Here is a 15,692-nt window from a genome sequence, read left to right as displayed (position 1 = left end):
CGAAAGCAGGGGCCCAAGAGGAGCTTATCGCTGTCACGAACTTGCGGCGTAGCGCCCTACCCTGCTTGGGCCCCTGCCTTCGCAGGGGCGACGATAAGGCTTCAGCAGGGGCGACGGCAAAGGTTCAGGCGCCGAGGAACTGGTGCTCGACGAAAATCTTGAGACCGAGGCCGATCAGCACGAGCCCGCCGGCGAGCTCGGCATATTTGCCGACGTGGCGGCTCGCGATGCGGCCGGCCAGCACGCCGCCGGTGCAGAGCAGGAAGGTCGCCGCGCCGATCACCGCGCAGGCGAGCAGGACGGGAAGCTCGAGCGTCGGCAGCGTCACACCGGCGGCCAGGGCGTCTAGGCTGGTCGCCACCGCGGCGCCGGCCAGGGCCCAGCCGGCCAGCGCGCCGCGCGGAGTCTCCGGATCGCATCCCGCCGCTTCCCGGATCATCCGCAGGCCGAGGAAGCCGAGGAGGAAGAGCACGATCCAGTGATCCAAGCTCCGCATGATCGCGAGGAAGCCCAGGCCCGCGATCCAGCCGATCATCGGCATCGTCGCCTGCGCGGCGCCGAAGGCGGTGCCGACGCGAAGCGCCCGCGACATGCCGGCGCCCGGTGCCGCGCCCTGGCAGAGCGCGACCGCGAACGCATCGGCGGCGAGCGCGAGCGCCAGCGCGATCAGGGAAGTCGTGGCCCACATCCGGCGCGCGGCTTTGGCATCCCGGCGCGCCTCGCGCAATTCCGCTCCCCTCCCCCCGGACGCCGCGCGGCAAGACCAATCGACGCCTCCACGGAACTTTCTGCGCCGAAATGAAACGCGAACGGCCGCGCGGCGTTAGTCGGTCATGTCCCTCCATGCATGCAGCGGCGCGACCAGCGCCACGTCGACGCGCGTCCCGCGGCGGCGCCCGAACAATGCGGGGCCGAACGCCCAGTGACCTTCCTTCATCCCAGGCCGTCTGCATCCTCCCTCACACCCCGCCGGATTGACCCGGCCGCTCCCGGCAGGAGGACCCATCGATGTGCGGCATAGCCGGAGAGGTGCTGTTCCGCGCCGGCACCGCCGACGCCGGCACCGTGGCGACGATGATGCGCAGCCAGGCGCGGCGAGGACCGGATGCCTGCGGCCAGCTGATGCGCGGCCGCGTCGGGCTCGGCCACCAGCGCCTCAGGATCATCGATCTATCGAGCCGTTCCGAGCAGCCGATGGTCGACGCGGAGCTCGGCCTGTCGATCGTCTTCAACGGCTGCATCTACAATTACGGCTCGCTGCGCAGCGAGCTGCAGGCGCTCGGCTACCGCTTCTTTTCCGGCGGCGACACCGAAGTGATCCTCAAGGCCTATCATGCCTGGGGACCGCGATGCGTCGAACGGTTCAAGGGCATGTTCGCCTTCGCCATCCACGAGCGGGACAGCGACCGGGTCGTGCTCGCCCGCGACCGCTTCGGTATCAAGCCGCTCTATCTGTCGCAGACGCCGGAGCGGCTCCGCTTCGCCTCGACCCTGCCGGCGATCGTCGCCGCCGGCGACCTCGACACAGGGGTCGATCCGGAGGCGCTGCAATTCTACATGAGCTGGCACGCCGTCGTCCCGCCGCCCTGGACCATCCTCAAGGGCGTCCGGAAGCTGCCGCCGGCAACGGTCCGCACCTACGAGCCGGACGGGTCCTTCGCCGACCTCGTCTATTGGTCCCTCCCCTTCGGACCGCAGCAAGGCGACGAGCGCCGCGGGGAAGCGGATTGGGAGGCGCTGGTGCTCGCCGCGCTGGAAGCAGCGATCGAGCGGCGGATGGTCGCCGACGTCCCGGTCGGGGTGCTGCTTTCCGGCGGTCTCGATTCGAGCCTGATCGTCGGCCTGCTTGCCGAGAAGGGGCAGCACGGCCTCGCGACCTTCTCGATCGGTTTCGAGGAGGCGAATGGCGAGAAAGGCGACGAGTTCGTCTATTCCGACCTGATCGCGCAGCATTACGGCACCGATCACCACAAGCTCTTCGTCCCCTCGGCCGAGCTTCTGGAGACGCTGCCCGGCGCGATCGAAGCGATGGCCGAGCCGATGGTCAGCTACGACAATATCGGCTTCTATCTGCTCAGCCGGGAGGTGGCGCGGCACATCAAGGTGGTGCAGTCCGGCCAGGGCGCCGACGAGGTGTTCGGCGGCTATCACTGGTATCCGCCGATGGCAGGCGCCAACGACCCGGTCGCCGCCTATGCCCGCGCCTTCTTCGACCGCGAAGCCGAGACGCTCAACGCCCATCTCGGCCCCGATTGGCGCAACGGCGGCATGCTGCCGCTCGACTATGTGCGCGAGCATTTCGCCCGCGCGGGCGCCGCCGATCCGGTCGACAAGGCGCTCCGGCTCGACGCTACCGTCATGCTGGTCGACGATCCGGTGAAGCGGGTCGACAACATGACCATGGCCTGGGGCCTGGAGGCGCGCACGCCGTTCCTCGACCACGAACTGGCCGAGATCGCCGGCCGGGTCCCGCCCGGGCTCAAGCTCGCTTCGGGCGGCAAGGGCATTCTCAAGGCGATCGGGCGACGGATCATCCCATCCGAGGTGATCGACCGGCCCAAGGGCTATTTCCCGGTCCCGGCGCTCAAATATGTGCAGGGGCCGTATCTGGAACTGGTGCGCGACGCGCTGTCGAGCGGGCCGGCGCGTTCGCGCGGCCTGTTCGACGGCGCCTATCTGGAGCGTCTGTTCGACGATCCGTCGGGGCATATCACCCCGCTTCGCGGCTCCGAAATATGGCAGGCGGGCCTGCTCGAGCTGTGGCTCCAGCAGCACGGGGTAGGCTGATGGGCCGCGCCAACCCGCTGCGGCGGCTGTTGAAGAGCCGCCGCTCGCCGGTCCACAACAGGCACGATCCTTCGACGCCCGACCCGCGGCCCGATTCTCTGGTCGATTGCGGCTGGGGGCGGATCCTGTTCAGCCAGACCTATCGAGACGTCGGCCGGCTGGTGTCGGACCTGCGCGCCGAAGGCCCCGAACAGCGCGACATCGCGATGTACGTCAGCGATCCGCACGTGCTGCTCGCCGCCGCGCCGACCGAGCTTTTCCTCGACCCTTCGCACACCTACCGACTCAATCTCGCCACCTATCGCGGCGCCCAGCACCGGCCCTCCGGCTTCCTCGTTCGCCGAATGGTCCCGGATACCGACGCCGATGCGGTCAACCGGCTCTATTCCCTTCACCGGATGGTCGAGGTGCGGCCCGAATTCTTCGAACGGCACGCCGCCGACGCTCGGCAGCTCACCTATTTCGTCGCCGAGGACGAGGAAAGCGGCGCCGTCATCGGCACCGTCACCGGAATCGATCATGCCGTCGCGTTCGACGATCCGGAGCGCGGCTCCTCCCTGTGGACGCTGGCGGTCGATCCGCAAACGCCGCATCCTGGGGTCGGCGAGGCGCTGATCCGGTGGCTGGCCGAGCATTATATCGCGCGCGGTGCCGGCTACATGGACCTGTCCGTGCTGCACGACAATCGAGGCGCGATCGCCCTTTACGAGAAGCTGGGGTTCCAGCGGCTGCCGCTGTTCGCCGTCAAGCGCCGCAACGTCATCAACGAACGGCTGTTCGCCGGGCACGATCCGGCGAAGGCGATGAATCCCTATGCCCGGATCATCATCAACGAGGCGCGACGGCGCAGCATCGGCGTCGAGGTGATCGATGCCGAGGGCGGGCTGTTCGAACTCCGCTCGGGCGGCCGTACCGTCCGCTGCAGGGAATCGCTCTGCGACCTCACTTCGGCCGTCGCGCTGTCGATCTGCGACGACAAAGCGGTGACCCGGCGGATCGTCCAGGCAGCCGGGGTCTCGGTGCCGGAGGAAGTCGAGGCGGACGACCTCGATGCGGTCCGGGCCATGCTCGAGAAACATGGCTCGCTGGTCGTCAAGCCGGCGCGCGGCGAGCAGGGCCGCGGGGTCGCGGTCGATCTCGACACGATGGAGAGCGTCGAGCGCGCGATCGCCGGTGCGCGGCAGCATTGCGACCGCGTGCTCGTCGAGAGCTTCCATCGCGGCGAGGACCTCCGGCTGGTGATCATCGGCTTCAAGCTGGTGGCCGCGGCGATACGACGTCCGGCCGAGGTGGTCGGCAATGGCCGCGACACGGTCCGCCAGCTGATCGAGCGCCAGTCGCGGCGGCGCGCCGCCGCCACCGGCGGCGAATCAAGGATCCCCCTCGATGCCGAAACCGAGCGCTGCGTCGCCACGGCCGGCTACGGCTTCGACGACGTCGCCGAGCCGGGCCGCGCCTTCTTCGTCCGCAAGGCGGCCAATCTGCATACCGGCGGCACGATCCACGACGTCACCAGCCTGGTCCATCCGCGTCTGGTCGAGGCGGCGATCCAGGTCGCGCGCGCGATCGACATTCCCGTGGTCGGCGTGGACTTCATCGTCGCCAAACCGAATGAGCCCGACTATGTGTTCATCGAGGCGAACGAGCGACCGGGCCTCGCCAATCACGAGCCGCAGCCGACCGCCGAGCGTTTCATCGATCTACTGTTCCCCCTGAGCATGCCGGCATCGGCACGCAGCGCGAGGAGGACCGATGCCGTCCACGATCGATAGCGACTATCTGCGCGCGCAGCTCGAGCGCCTGCTCTCCATCCCCAGCCCGACCGGCTATACCGACACGATCACCCGCCACGTCTCCGAGGAGCTCGAGCGGCTCGGCATTCCCTTTTCGGTCACCCGGCGCGGCGCGATCCTGGCGCTCTATCGCGGCCGCGAGACGGAGGGCGCCCGCGCCATCGTCTCGCATCTCGACACGCTCGGGGCGACGGTGAAGATGATCAAGGACAATGGGCGGCTCGAGCTGGTGCCGATCGGCACCTGGTCGGCACGGTCGGCCGAGACGACGCGCTGCACCCTCTTCACAGAGGAAGGCTCCTATCGCGGCACGATCCTGCCGCTGAAGGCATCGGGCCACACATTCAACCTGGAGGTCGACACCCAGCCGGTCGGCTGGCCGCATGTCGAGCTCAGGATCGACGCGGACTGCTACGACCGGGCGAGCGTGGAGGCACTGGGCATCCATATCGGCGATTTCGTCGCGATCGATCCCGGCGCAGAATTCCTCGACAACGGCTACATCGTCTCGCGGCATCTCGACGACAAAGCGGGCTGCGCCGCGATGCTGGCGGCTATCAAGGCGATGGTCGACGGCCATGTGGCGGTGCCGGTCGACATCCACTTCATCTTCACCATCACCGAGGAAGTCGGATCGGGCGCCTCCGCGGTCCTGCTCGAGAATGTCGTCGCGATGGTCTCGATCGACAACGGCACGACGGCGCCCGGACAGAATAGCCGCGAGTTCGGCGTGACGATCGGCATGGCCGACCAGGTCGGCCCGTTCGACTACCACCTCACCCGCAAGCTGATCCGATTGTGCGAGGAACACGACATCGCCCATCAGCGCGACGTCTTCCGCTATTACCGCTCCGACAGCGCATCGGCCCTCGAAGGCGGCGCCGATGTCCGCACCGCCCTGATCACCTTCGGCATCGATGCCAGCCACAGCTATGAGCGCATCCACATCCATTCGCTGAAGTCGATCGCGGAGCTGGTCGTCGCTTATGCGGCGAGCCCGGTCGAGATCGGCCGCGACGCGGAGGAACTGGCCGGGCTCGAAGGCTTCACCGAGCAGCCGACCGAGCCGGCGCCGCACAGCAGCGACGATCCGAGCCCGACCGACTGAAGCAAGGCCACGGCCGGAAGGCGCCGCCGATCAGACGAAACAGGCAGGCTCGCCGGCCCGAGTCACCATCGCGGCCGCCGCCTGCCCCGCGGAACCATCCGGCACTTCCTGATCGGGGTCGACCGGCGCGCCGATGCGCAGACCTTCATAGCGGCCGATCTGGCACAGCCGGTGCCAGTCGATAATGCGAATAGAGGACGCGTCGCTCGCCACCACCCGCGAGAGTTCGAGCCAGCCGAGGATCCGCTTCACCCGCACGAGGCTGATGCCGAGAGCCTGCGCGATCTCGCTTCGATCGAGCGGGAGGTTGTTGTCGGCGCCGGTGCGGCGGCCGAACTGAAAGGCGAATTCGCAGAGCAGGTAGGCCAGCCGCGCCCGGCTGTTGCGCGGCTCGAGGCAGGCGCGCTCGGCCGCGCAGGCGGCAGCGAGGGAGACGGTCACGTTCCAGTCCTCGTCGTCGCTGCGCGGCGCCTGGAAGAGCAAGGGAAGAATGGCCACGGAGGGCGGAAGCGGCGGCATTTCGAACCGGATGGGCACGACCGTGGAGGCTCCGATTAAGTAGATATTTCACCAGCTTAATCGCGCGAACAGGTCATACCGTTCCCGAAATTCTCCTTAACCAGGATCAAGGACCGGGGACGATCGGCTGCCCGTCCCTTTGGCGTCAGCGTCCGCGCCGGAGCAACTGCTCCTTGAGCTCCGAGAGCGTCACTGCCCGCAACAGGAATATGGCGGCGAAATAGACGAGGCCGCCGGAGACGACGAGCAGGGCCAGCCCGGCAATCCTCCCTTCGAAGCTGCGGCCAACGAGAGCGCTGACATAAGGATTGAGGGCGATCAGCAGGGCGGCCATGACCAAGGCCGCGGCGAGGATGCGGGGCCATGCCCGTTCGAGCTTGCCATCGGTTCGGAAATAGCCGCGGCGCCTGAGAAGGATGTAGAGCGCGGCAGCATTGACCCAGGCGGAGATCGCCGTCGCCAGCGCGAGCCCGACCTGGGCGAGATGCCAGATGAGCGCGAAGTTCAGGGCGAGGTTGACCAGCATCGACGCCATCGCGATGCGCACCGGCGTGCGGGTGTCGGAGCGGGCATAGAAACCGGGCGTCAGCACCTTGATCAGCACGAAAGCCGGAATGCCGAGCGAGATGGCCATCAGGGTCGCCGCGGTCTCGCGCGCGTCGCCCGCGGTGAACTCACCCTGGCGAAGCAGGCCATCGACGATCGGCCCGGCGCTGACGACCAGTGCCGCCGCCGCCGGCATGCTCAACAGCAGCACCAGCTGAATCGCGCGGTTCTGGCTGTACATCGCCGTCTCGAGCTTCCCGGCCTCGAGCTGGCGCGAGATGAGCGGGAGCAGCGCGGTGCCGACGCCGATGCCGACCAGGCCGAGCGGCAGCTGGCCGAGCCGATCGGCATAATAGAGATAGGAGATGGCGCCTTCCGACAGGAAGCTGGCCGCGAGCAGGGTGCTGACGACCAGGTTGATCTGGACGGCCCCGGCGCCGACGGCGGCCGGCAGAATGAGCGCGAGCAGCCTCCTGACCTCGGGCGATAGCCTAGGCCGGCGCAGCCGAAGCTTCATACCGGCCCGGCGGGCCGCGAAGACCAGCCAGGCGAGCTGCAGAATGCCGGAGACGGTCACCGCCGCGGCCTGCGCGCGCGCGGTCGACAAATCGGTCTCGCCGCGAAAGAAGATCAGCGCGGCGATCAGTGAGAGGTTGAGCAGGATCGGCGCCGCGGCGGCCACCCAGAAACGCCCAAGGCTGTTCAGGATGCCGCCGAACAAAGAGGCCAGCGAGATCAGGGCCAGATAGGGAAAGGTGATCCGACTGAGCTCGACCGTGAAGGCGAGCTTGCCGGGATCGTCGCCGCCGAAGCCGAACGTCAGCAGCCAGACGACGGGCCAGGCGGCGATCATGATCAAGGCGGTGAAGAGCAGGAGGAAGACGAGGAGCATCGCGAGCACGCCCTCGGCGAAGCTGCGTGCGCCTTCGCGACCCTCGTGTGCGGCGAGCATGCGGCTGAACATCGGAACGAAGCCGGCCGAGAAGGCACCTTCCGCGAACAGGGCGCGAAACAGGTTGGGCAGCCGGAAAGCGACGAGGAAGGCGTCCGACGCGAAGCCCGCGCCGAGGAAGCGGGCCATGAGCACGTCGCGGGCAAAGCCGAGGATCCGGCTCACCAGCGTGAGCAGGCCGATCGAGGAGGCGGAACGGACGAGGCTCACGGGGCACCGTCTCTAGCCGCGCGCCCGGCAACTGCCCAGCGCGATCGCGCTCCAACAGGAACCGCCGCCTGAATCGGCCCGGCGCATATGCACGTCGTTTCGGCGCTGCACGATTGTCAACCACGTTGGTAGAGTATCATCTCGCACCAGTGGTTCGAGTCGCTTGCCACCGCCCAACAAGGGAGACAGGAATGCCCCCCAATTCCGGCTCAGCCCCGGCATCCGACGGCGCGAACGAGGCACTGGCCGCGATTCGCGCGACGCTCGAGCGCCTTCGCTTCGGCACCATCGCGATCACCGTCCACGAAGGCCGGGTCGTCCAGCTCGACATCACCGAGAAACGGCGGCTGGCGAGGTAGCCGCCGTCCAGGAGTCCGGGGGAGGTCACGCACTCCCGGACCCGCCCCCGCGCCGACCGGACCACCGGAGGCGCTCTTCCTTCGCAGGAGCGTACATCCATGCCCGATTTCGGCTCGTTCGGCCTTGCCGACCTGCTTCCTTTCATCGCCGTCGGCTTCGCCGCCCAGATCGTCGACGGCGCGCTCGGAATGGCCTTCGGCGTCATTTCCTCGACCCTCCTCATCAGCCTCGGCGTGCCTCCGGCGGCCGCGTCGGCCGGAGTCCACACGGTCGAATGCTTCACCACCGGCGTCTCAGGGGCCAGCCACGTCATCCATCGCAACGTCGATTGGCGGCTGTTCTTCAAGCTGCTGATTCCCGGCCTGATCGGCGGCGTCCTCGGCGCCTATGTCCTGACCGAGATAGATGCCGATATCGCGCGGCCGATCGTCCTCGCCTATCTCTCGGCGATCGGACTCTACCTGGTCTGGCGGGGCTATCACTATCCCCCGCAGGAGAAGGACCCCAGGGTGGTGGCGCCCCTCGGCTTGGCCGGCGGCTTCCTCGATGCGGCGGGCGGCGGCGGCTGGGGGCCGGTCGTGACCAGCAACCTGCTGCTGCAGGGCGCGCAGCCGCGGCGGGTGATCGGAACCGTCAACACCGTCGAATTCTTCCTGACGGTGACGATCTCCGCCACGTTCATCGCCACGATCGGCTTCGCGGCCTTCACCGTCGCAACCGTCGGCCTGCTGATCGGCGGCGTCGCCGCCGCCCCGATCGGCGCCTACGCCGCCAAGAAGGTGCCGGCAAAGCCGATGCTGATCCTGGTGGGCTGCGTGCTGAGCCTGACGAGCCTGTACGGGGTCTATCGCGCCCTGGCCTGAAGCCGTCCTCCTCCCCTCTTGCAAAGGATGGCGACATGATCGATCCGCCACCACCCGATCCCGGACTCGAGATCGTCGTCGCGAGCCGCGGCATCTCCAAGGGCATCGCCCAGACGGATGGGCCGCAGATCCTGGTGAGACCGGAAATCGGGATCGGCGCGTTCCGGATCGGCGCCTATGCGAAGAACGTCACGTCCGCGACATCGGACGGCGAAGCCGGCCTGAACTTTGGCGCGAGCGCACGCGTGGCCGGATTCGAACTCTCCGCGTCGGCCGCCTGGAAGCACGCGATCGATGCCGCCGCGGGAAGCGATCGGGACGCCATCGAGCTGACCGGATCCGCCTCGCGCCGCTTCGGGCGAGTGACGCTTCGAGTGAACCTGGTGTGGAGCCCCGACGATATCGGCGGCACCGGACGATCCTTCTACGTTGAGAGCAGCGCCAGCTATTCGGTCGATCGAAGGACCACGATCGGCACGATGCTGGCGCGGCGCGAGCGCGACGGCGGACCGGATTACACGGCCTATAGCTTCGGGGTGAGCCGGTCGCTGACCGGGCCGCTCTCGGCCGAGCTGCGCTTCCATGACAGCTCGCGAAGCGGGCTCGACGATTATTATCGCGCCCGATTGGTCGCTTCGCTCCGGCTGCGTTTCTGACAGCTCGGACGCCGCGGACGATGGACCTCGCGCTGCGCCCCTGCGATGGATGGCGAGAGCAGGGCGACCGGCATGGATGATTTTTTCCCCGAATCCCAGGCGCCGGGGCCCAGCGACCACGGCATCGCCTTCGCCGAGGCGGCGCGGGTCTGGGCGCGGATCGCCCTGCTGAGCTTCGGCGGACCGGCCGGCCAGATCGCGGTGATGCACCGCATCCTCGTCGAGGAGAAGAAGTGGATCGGCGAGGCGCGATTCCTGCACGCGCTCAATTTCTGCATGCTGCTGCCCGGGCCGGAGGCGCAGCAGCTCGCCACCTATGTCGGCTGGCTGCTCCACCGGACGAAGGGGGCACTGGTCGCCGGCGGGCTGTTCATCCTTCCCGGCCTCGCCGCGATCATGGCGCTGAGCTGGCTTTACGTCCTGTGGGGCGATGCCGGCCCGGTCGCCGCCCTATTCTTCGGATTGAAGGCGGCGGTGCTGGCGATCGTCTTCCAGGCCGTGTTCCGGATCGGCGCCCGCGCCCTCGGCAATCGGGCGCGCCTCGCCGTCGCCGCCGCGGCCTTCGTCGGCCTCTTCCTCTTCCAGGTTCCTTTCCCGCTGATCGTGCTCGGCGCCGCCATCCTCGGCTATGTCGCCGGACGCCGGGGGAGCCGCGCCTTTGCCGCCCTCGGCCATGGCGGCGGCAAGGCCCCGGTGCTCACCGATGCCGAAAGCGCGCTCGGTGAAGGCGTGCCCGACCATGCCAGGCCGAACCTCCGGCGCGCGCTCGTCACCGGCGGCGCCTTCCTCCTGCTCTGGCTGGCGCCGGTCGCCGCGATCCTGCTCGCCGCGGGACCGGACAGCGCCTTCGGCCAGATCGGCACCTTCTTCTCGCAAATGGCCGTGGTCACCTTCGGCGGCGCCTATGCCGTCCTCGCCTATGTCGCCCAGGCGGCGGTGGAGGATTATGGCTGGCTCACCGCCACCGAGATGCTCGACGGCCTCGGCCTCGCCGAGACGACACCCGGGCCGCTGATCATGGTGACCCAGTTCGTCGGCTTCCTCGGCGCCTATCGCCATCCGGACGGGCTGCCGCCGCTCCTCGCCGGCACGCTGGGCGGCCTGCTCACCACCTGGGTCACCTTCACCCCCTGCTTCCTGTGGATCCTGGTCGGCGCACCGTTCATCGAGAAATTGCGCAGCCATGCCGCGCTCGCCGCCGCACTCGCCGCAATCACCGCGGCGGTGGTCGGCGTGATCCTCAATCTCGCCATGTGGTTCGCGCTCCACTTCCTGTTCGCGCGCGTGGAGCGGGGCGCGATCGGCCCGCTTCGGATCGACCTGCCCGACTGGACCAGCCTGGATCCGACGGCGGCCGCGCTTTCGGCGGCGGCGCTGCTGCTCGCCCTGCGCTTCAAGGCGGGCCTGCCGGTGCTGCTCGGCGGCTGTGCGGCGGCGGGTCTGGTGCTGCGCGGGCTGATCGGGATCTGAAGCTGCCGCCGTTCCACCGGAACCGTCCGGCGCTGCGGCGGTTGCCCTTGCTCAGCCAGCCGAGGAAGGTCCGATGCGCAAGCCCAAGCCCCCGTTCGACGAGCCCCATCAGCCGATGCCCGGAATGACCGGCGCGATGCGCACCACGCCCGATCATGGCGAGGAAAGCTATCGCGGCTCCGGGCGCCTGGAGGGCAAGAAGGCGATCATCACCGGCGGCGACAGCGGCATCGGCCGGGCCGTGGCGATCGCCTTCGCCCGGGAGGGCGCGGACGTGCTCATCAGCTATCTGGCCGAGGAGGAGGAAGACGCGCAGGAATGCCGGCGCTGGATCGAGGAGGCCGGGCGCAAGGCTTTGCTCTTCCCCGGCGACATCGGCGATCCCGCCCATTGCCGCGCCCTCGTCGCGAAGGCCGTCGAGGAATTCGGCCGGATCGACGTGCTCGTCAACAATGCCGCGCACCAGGCGACGTTCGAGGAGGTCGACGAGATACCCGACGAGGAATGGGACATGACGTTCCGGATCAACATCCACGCCATGTTCTACCTCACCAAGGCGGCGGTGAAGCACATGGAAAATGGCGGATCGATCATCAACACGACCTCGATCAACGCCGACATGCCGCGCCCGCAGCTGCTCGCCTACGCGACGACCAAGGGCGCGATCCAGAATTATACCGGCGGCCTTGCGCAGCTGCTCGCGGAGAAGGGCATCCGTGCCAATTGCGTGGCGCCCGGACCGATCTGGACCCCACTCATCCCCTCGACCATGCCGGACGAGAAGGTGCGCGAGTTCGGCGGCGACACGCCGCTCGGCCGGCCGGGCCAGCCCGCGGAACTGGCGCCGGTCTATGTCATGCTGGCTTCCGACGAGGCGAGCTACGTGTCCGGTTCGACGGTGGCGGTGACAGGCGGGAAGCCGTTCATCTGAGGCCGACCGCCGAGAAGAAGCCTCGGCCACCAAACTCCCTCACCCGCCCCTCCCCCTCCCCGGGGGAGTGTCTTCAGGCCGCGCGTGCCTGGCCTCCTCCGGCGGCGAGCGCGGTGAGCGCGACATAGTCGGTCTTGCCGGTGCCAAGGACGGGCAGCGCCTCGACGACCCTGATGTCGCGCGGGACGGCGAGCTCGGCGACGCCATGGGCACGCGCCCAGGCCTGGAGCTCGGCCGCGGCGGCACCGGCGCGGGTGGTGAAGAGGACGAGCTGCTCGCCCTTGCGCGGATCGGCGCGGGTGACGACGGCATGCGCCGCCTCCGGCCAGACCGATCCCGCATAACCCTCGACCGCGGGCAGCGAGACCATCTCGCCGCCGATCTTGGCGAAGCGCTTGGCGCGGCCGCTTATGGCGACGAAGCCTGAATCGTCGAGCGTGACGATGTCGCCGGTGTCGTGCCAGCCCTCCTCCGGCGGCTGGAGCTGGCCCGGCGCCTCGACCTTGAGATAGCCCGCCATGATGTTGGGGCCGCGGACGAACAGCCGGCCGCCCTCGTCGATGCCCGGCACGTCCTCGAGCCGACCCTCGATGCCGGGCAGCAGCCGCCCGACGCTCCCGGCGCGGAAGTGCATCGGCGTGTTGACGGCGATGACCGGCCCGGCCTCGGTCGCGCCATAGCCTTCGAGGATGCGCAGGCCGAACTTCTCGCTCCAGGTGCGGCGGGTCTCGTCGCGGACCCGCTCCGCGCCGGCGAAGACGTAGCGCAGCGAATAGAAGTCGTAATTGTGCGCCAAGCGGGCATAGCCGGCGAGGAAGGTGTCGGTGCCGAACAGGATGGTGGCGCCGCTGTCATAGGCCAGAGCCGGGACGATCCGGTAATGGAGCGGGTTCGGATAGAGCAGGCTGCGAATGCCGCTGAGGATCGGAAGCAGCGTGCCGCCGGTCAGGCCGAAGCTGTGGAAGACAGGAAGCGCGTTCAGCACCAGATCGGCCGAGCTGAAGTCGATCCGCGCCGACAATTGGTGGCAGTTGGCGAGCAGGTTGCGATGGGTGAGCACCACGCCCTTGGGCAGGCCTTCCGAGCCGCTGGTGAACAGGATGACCGCGGGATCGTCCGGCGAGACGCCGCGGCGACGATGGAGGCGGCCGGCGAAGCGGGAAGCGAGCAGCGCTCGGAACTTGCCCCAGCGGCCGATGCCGGCGGCGAGATCCTCGAGATAGAGGATCGAGAGCCCGCGCCCGGCGAGGGCATCGACGATCGGCTGCAGCTTGGCCTGATCGACGAAGGCTCGGGCGGTGACGATCGTGCGGACCTGCGCCACGGTGCAGGCCGCCTCGATATTGGCGAGGCCGGCCGTATAGTTGAGCATCGCCGGCACCCGGCCGATCGCCTGAAGGGCGAAGAAGCCGGCCACGGTGCCGGCGATGTTGGGCAGGAGCAGCCCGGTCGCCTCGCCGGGCGCGGTGCGCCGCTCGAGCGCCCGGCCAAGAGCCAGGCTTCCGGCGACAAGGCGGGCGTAGCTCAGCGGTTCGCGGCGGATATCCTCGACGACCAGCGCCTTGCCGCCGTGGAGCGAGCGGGCGTCGAGCAGCGCCCGGAAGAGGCTGCGATCGATGTCGGAGGTGGCGAAGATCATCCCGCTCATCTCGTCGTAAAGGCGGCGGCCGGCGGCGGCGCGGCGCTCGCGCGCCGTCATCTCGCCCTCGATCGTGAAGCGGCGCGGCGGTAGGACATTGAGGTCGATCTTCGGGAAGGGACGCAGCCGCACCTTGCCCCTGAGGCGCGAGAAAGGCGTATATTGGGCGCCGGCGATCCGCACCGGCACGATCGGCGCATCGGCCTTGTCCGCGACCATGCCGGGTCCGTCGAATATCTTCATGAGCGCGCCGGTGACGGTGATCCGCCCCTCCGGGAAGATGACGAGGGTGTTCCCCTCCCGGACCGCGCGGACCATCGCCTTGGTCGACATCGGGTTGGTGGGATCGACCGGGAAGGCGCGGAACAGCTTGAAGGCCGGCCGGATCCACCAGCGCCGCGCGACATGGCTGTTGATTGCGAAGACCGGTTTGCCGGGGAGGAAGGCGGCGAGCAGCAGCCCGTCCAGCCAGGAGACGTGGTTGACGACGACGACCGCGCGCTCGCCCGGCTGAGGCATGTTCTCGGCACCGTGCACCTCGACGCGGTAGAGGAGCCTGAGCAGGCCGCGGACGAGCGACTTGATCACCGTCTCCGGCAGCAGCCAGCAGGAGATCAAGGCGACGGCGAGGGTGGCGAAGCCGAGCGCCCCGACCAGGCCCGGCATCGAGGTGCCGGCGGCGACGAGCAGCGTGGCCGCAAGGACGAGCAGGACCGTCACGCCGGCATTGACGACATTGTTGGCGGCGATGATCCGCGAGCGTTCCTCCGGCGGGCTCGCGGTCTGCAGGATCGCGTAAAGGGGAACGATGAACATGCCGCCGGCGAAGGCGATGCCGGCGAGATCGACGAGGATGCGCAGGCTGCCCGGGCTCGCCCAGAAGGCGGCGAAGCCGGCATCGGGCGTGCGCACGACGAATCCGCGCGTCGCCAGCCACAGATCGATCATGAAGCCGGCGAGCGCGAGTGCGGAGACCGGGACATAGCGCGCCGACACCTCGCCCTTCAGCAGGCGGTTGACGGTAAGGGATCCCAGGGCGACCGAGACCGAGAAGACGATCAGGAAGGCCGTCACCAGCGCCTGGCGGCCGCCGAGCTCGCCGGAGACGAGCGGCGCAAAGGCGGAGAGAAGGACGGCGCCCACGGCGAAGAACCAGCTGATGCCGAGGATGCACAGCCAGATCCCGCGGCCGCCGCGCGCCAGGTTCAGCACCTCCCAGGTGCCGCGAAGCGGATTGAGCCGGATCGGCACGCGATCGGCTGCGGGAGGCGCCGGGGGCACGGCGAGGCTGGCGAGGAATCCGACGACCGCGAGGCCGACGGCGATCGCCCCCGCCTGCCACGGCTCGACCAGGCCGGCGAGCAGCTGCCCGGCGAGGATGGCGAGGAAGGTGCCGGCCTCGATGAGCCCGGTGCCGCCCATGATCTCGCCCTCCCGCAGATGCTGGGGCAGGATCGAATATTTGATCGGGCCGAACAGGGTCGAATGGCAGCCCATCAGGAACAAGGCGGCGAGCAGCAGCGGCACCGATCCGACCCAGAAGCCGGCGAGGCCGACGGCGAGGAAGCCGATCTCGGCCGCCTTCACCAGCCGGATGAGCTTAGCCTTGTCCCAGGCGTCGGCCAGCTCCCCGGCCAGCGCCGAGAAGAGGAAGAAGGGGAGGATGAAGATGCCCGTGGCGACGGTGGCGAGCAGTTCGGACTTTTCCGGCTGCGCCGCGAACAGGGTGAAGCTCGCGAAGAACAGCATCGCGAACTTGAGGAGATTGTCGTTGAGGGCGCCCAGGAACTGGACCACGAACAAAGGCGCGAAACGGCGCTTGCCGAGCAAGGTGAGGTCGGGGGCGGACATGGGATGG

The 15,692-nt window shown here is 68.7% G+C and carries 12 protein-coding genes; 8 read left to right on the top strand and 4 right to left on the bottom strand.

The window, feature by feature from the left end:
* Positions 1–124 precede the first annotated feature (124 nt).
* Positions 125–688: a manganese efflux pump gene (locus DDE10_RS18980; protein ID WP_114954416.1), complete on the bottom strand. Its 564-nt coding sequence runs from the start codon at positions 686–688 to the stop codon at positions 125–127.
* A gap of 320 nt (positions 689–1,008) precedes the next feature.
* On the opposite strand from DDE10_RS18980, the gene DDE10_RS18975 reads away from it, so the two are divergent.
* Genes DDE10_RS18975 through DDE10_RS18965 form a run of 3 tightly spaced genes read left to right on the top strand, consistent with a single transcriptional unit; the run spans position 1,009 to position 5,688 of the window.
* Positions 1,009–2,787, top strand: coding sequence for an N-acetylglutaminylglutamine amidotransferase (locus tag DDE10_RS18975; RefSeq protein WP_114954370.1), 1,779 nt, complete (start codon positions 1,009–1,011; stop codon positions 2,785–2,787).
* A complete protein-coding gene (gene ngg, locus DDE10_RS18970; RefSeq protein ID WP_114954369.1) occupies positions 2,787–4,559 on the top strand; it encodes an N-acetylglutaminylglutamine synthetase in 1,773 nt (590 codons plus the stop codon). Before DDE10_RS18975 ends, ngg begins: the two co-directional genes overlap by 1 nt.
* Entirely contained in the window at positions 4,540–5,688 is a 1,149-nt protein-coding gene (locus DDE10_RS18965) for an osmoprotectant NAGGN system M42 family peptidase (protein ID WP_114954368.1), read from the top strand. The genes ngg and DDE10_RS18965 overlap by 20 nt, the downstream gene beginning before the upstream one ends.
* Positions 5,689–5,718: 30 nt before the next feature.
* Here the strand turns inward: DDE10_RS18965 and DDE10_RS18960 are convergent, their stop codons facing one another.
* On the bottom strand, positions 5,719–6,225 hold the full coding sequence (locus DDE10_RS18960; protein ID WP_114954367.1) for a helix-turn-helix domain-containing protein: 507 nt from the start codon (positions 6,223–6,225) through the stop codon (positions 5,719–5,721).
* Positions 6,226–6,352: 127 nt separating this feature from the next.
* The gene (murJ, locus tag DDE10_RS18955) at positions 6,353–7,915 is read right to left on the bottom strand and encodes a murein biosynthesis integral membrane protein MurJ (RefSeq protein WP_114954366.1); all 1,563 of its coding nucleotides are present in this window, start codon (positions 7,913–7,915) and stop codon (positions 6,353–6,355) included.
* Positions 7,916–8,106: 191 nt separating this feature from the next.
* Between murJ and DDE10_RS18950 the strand changes: the two genes are divergently transcribed.
* The 5 genes from DDE10_RS18950 (at position 8,107) to DDE10_RS18930 (ending at position 12,195) form a co-directional block, all read left to right on the top strand.
* Positions 8,107–8,274 (top strand): YezD family protein, encoded by a 168-nt coding sequence (locus tag DDE10_RS18950; RefSeq protein ID WP_114954365.1) that lies wholly within the window; start codon positions 8,107–8,109, stop codon positions 8,272–8,274.
* A gap of 99 nt (positions 8,275–8,373) precedes the next feature.
* Complete coding sequence (locus DDE10_RS18945; protein WP_114954364.1) at positions 8,374–9,138, top strand: sulfite exporter TauE/SafE family protein; 765 nt, start codon at positions 8,374–8,376, stop codon at positions 9,136–9,138.
* Between the two features lie 35 nt (positions 9,139–9,173).
* Positions 9,174–9,794 carry a TorF family putative porin gene (locus tag DDE10_RS18940; protein WP_114954363.1) on the top strand — a complete coding sequence of 207 codons (621 nt, stop codon included), beginning with the start codon at positions 9,174–9,176 and terminating at the stop codon, positions 9,792–9,794.
* Positions 9,795–9,866: 72 nt separating this feature from the next.
* Positions 9,867–11,264, top strand: coding sequence for a chromate efflux transporter (gene chrA / locus DDE10_RS18935; RefSeq protein ID WP_114954415.1), 1,398 nt, complete (start codon positions 9,867–9,869; stop codon positions 11,262–11,264).
* 73 nt (positions 11,265–11,337) lie between these two features.
* Complete coding sequence (locus tag DDE10_RS18930; protein ID WP_284734770.1) at positions 11,338–12,195, top strand: SDR family oxidoreductase; 858 nt, start codon at positions 11,338–11,340, stop codon at positions 12,193–12,195.
* Between the two features lie 73 nt (positions 12,196–12,268).
* Here the strand turns inward: DDE10_RS18930 and DDE10_RS18925 are convergent, their stop codons facing one another.
* A complete protein-coding gene (locus DDE10_RS18925; RefSeq protein ID WP_284734769.1) occupies positions 12,269–15,685 on the bottom strand; it encodes an acyl-[ACP]--phospholipid O-acyltransferase in 3,417 nt (1,138 codons plus the stop codon).
* Positions 15,686–15,692 lie beyond the last annotated feature (7 nt).

This window comes from Sphingosinicella terrae (assembly GCF_003347635.1).
In the GTDB taxonomy this organism is placed as follows: domain Bacteria; phylum Pseudomonadota; class Alphaproteobacteria; order Sphingomonadales; family Sphingomonadaceae; genus Allosphingosinicella; species Allosphingosinicella terrae.
This window is presented reverse-complemented; position numbering and strand designations above follow the sequence as displayed.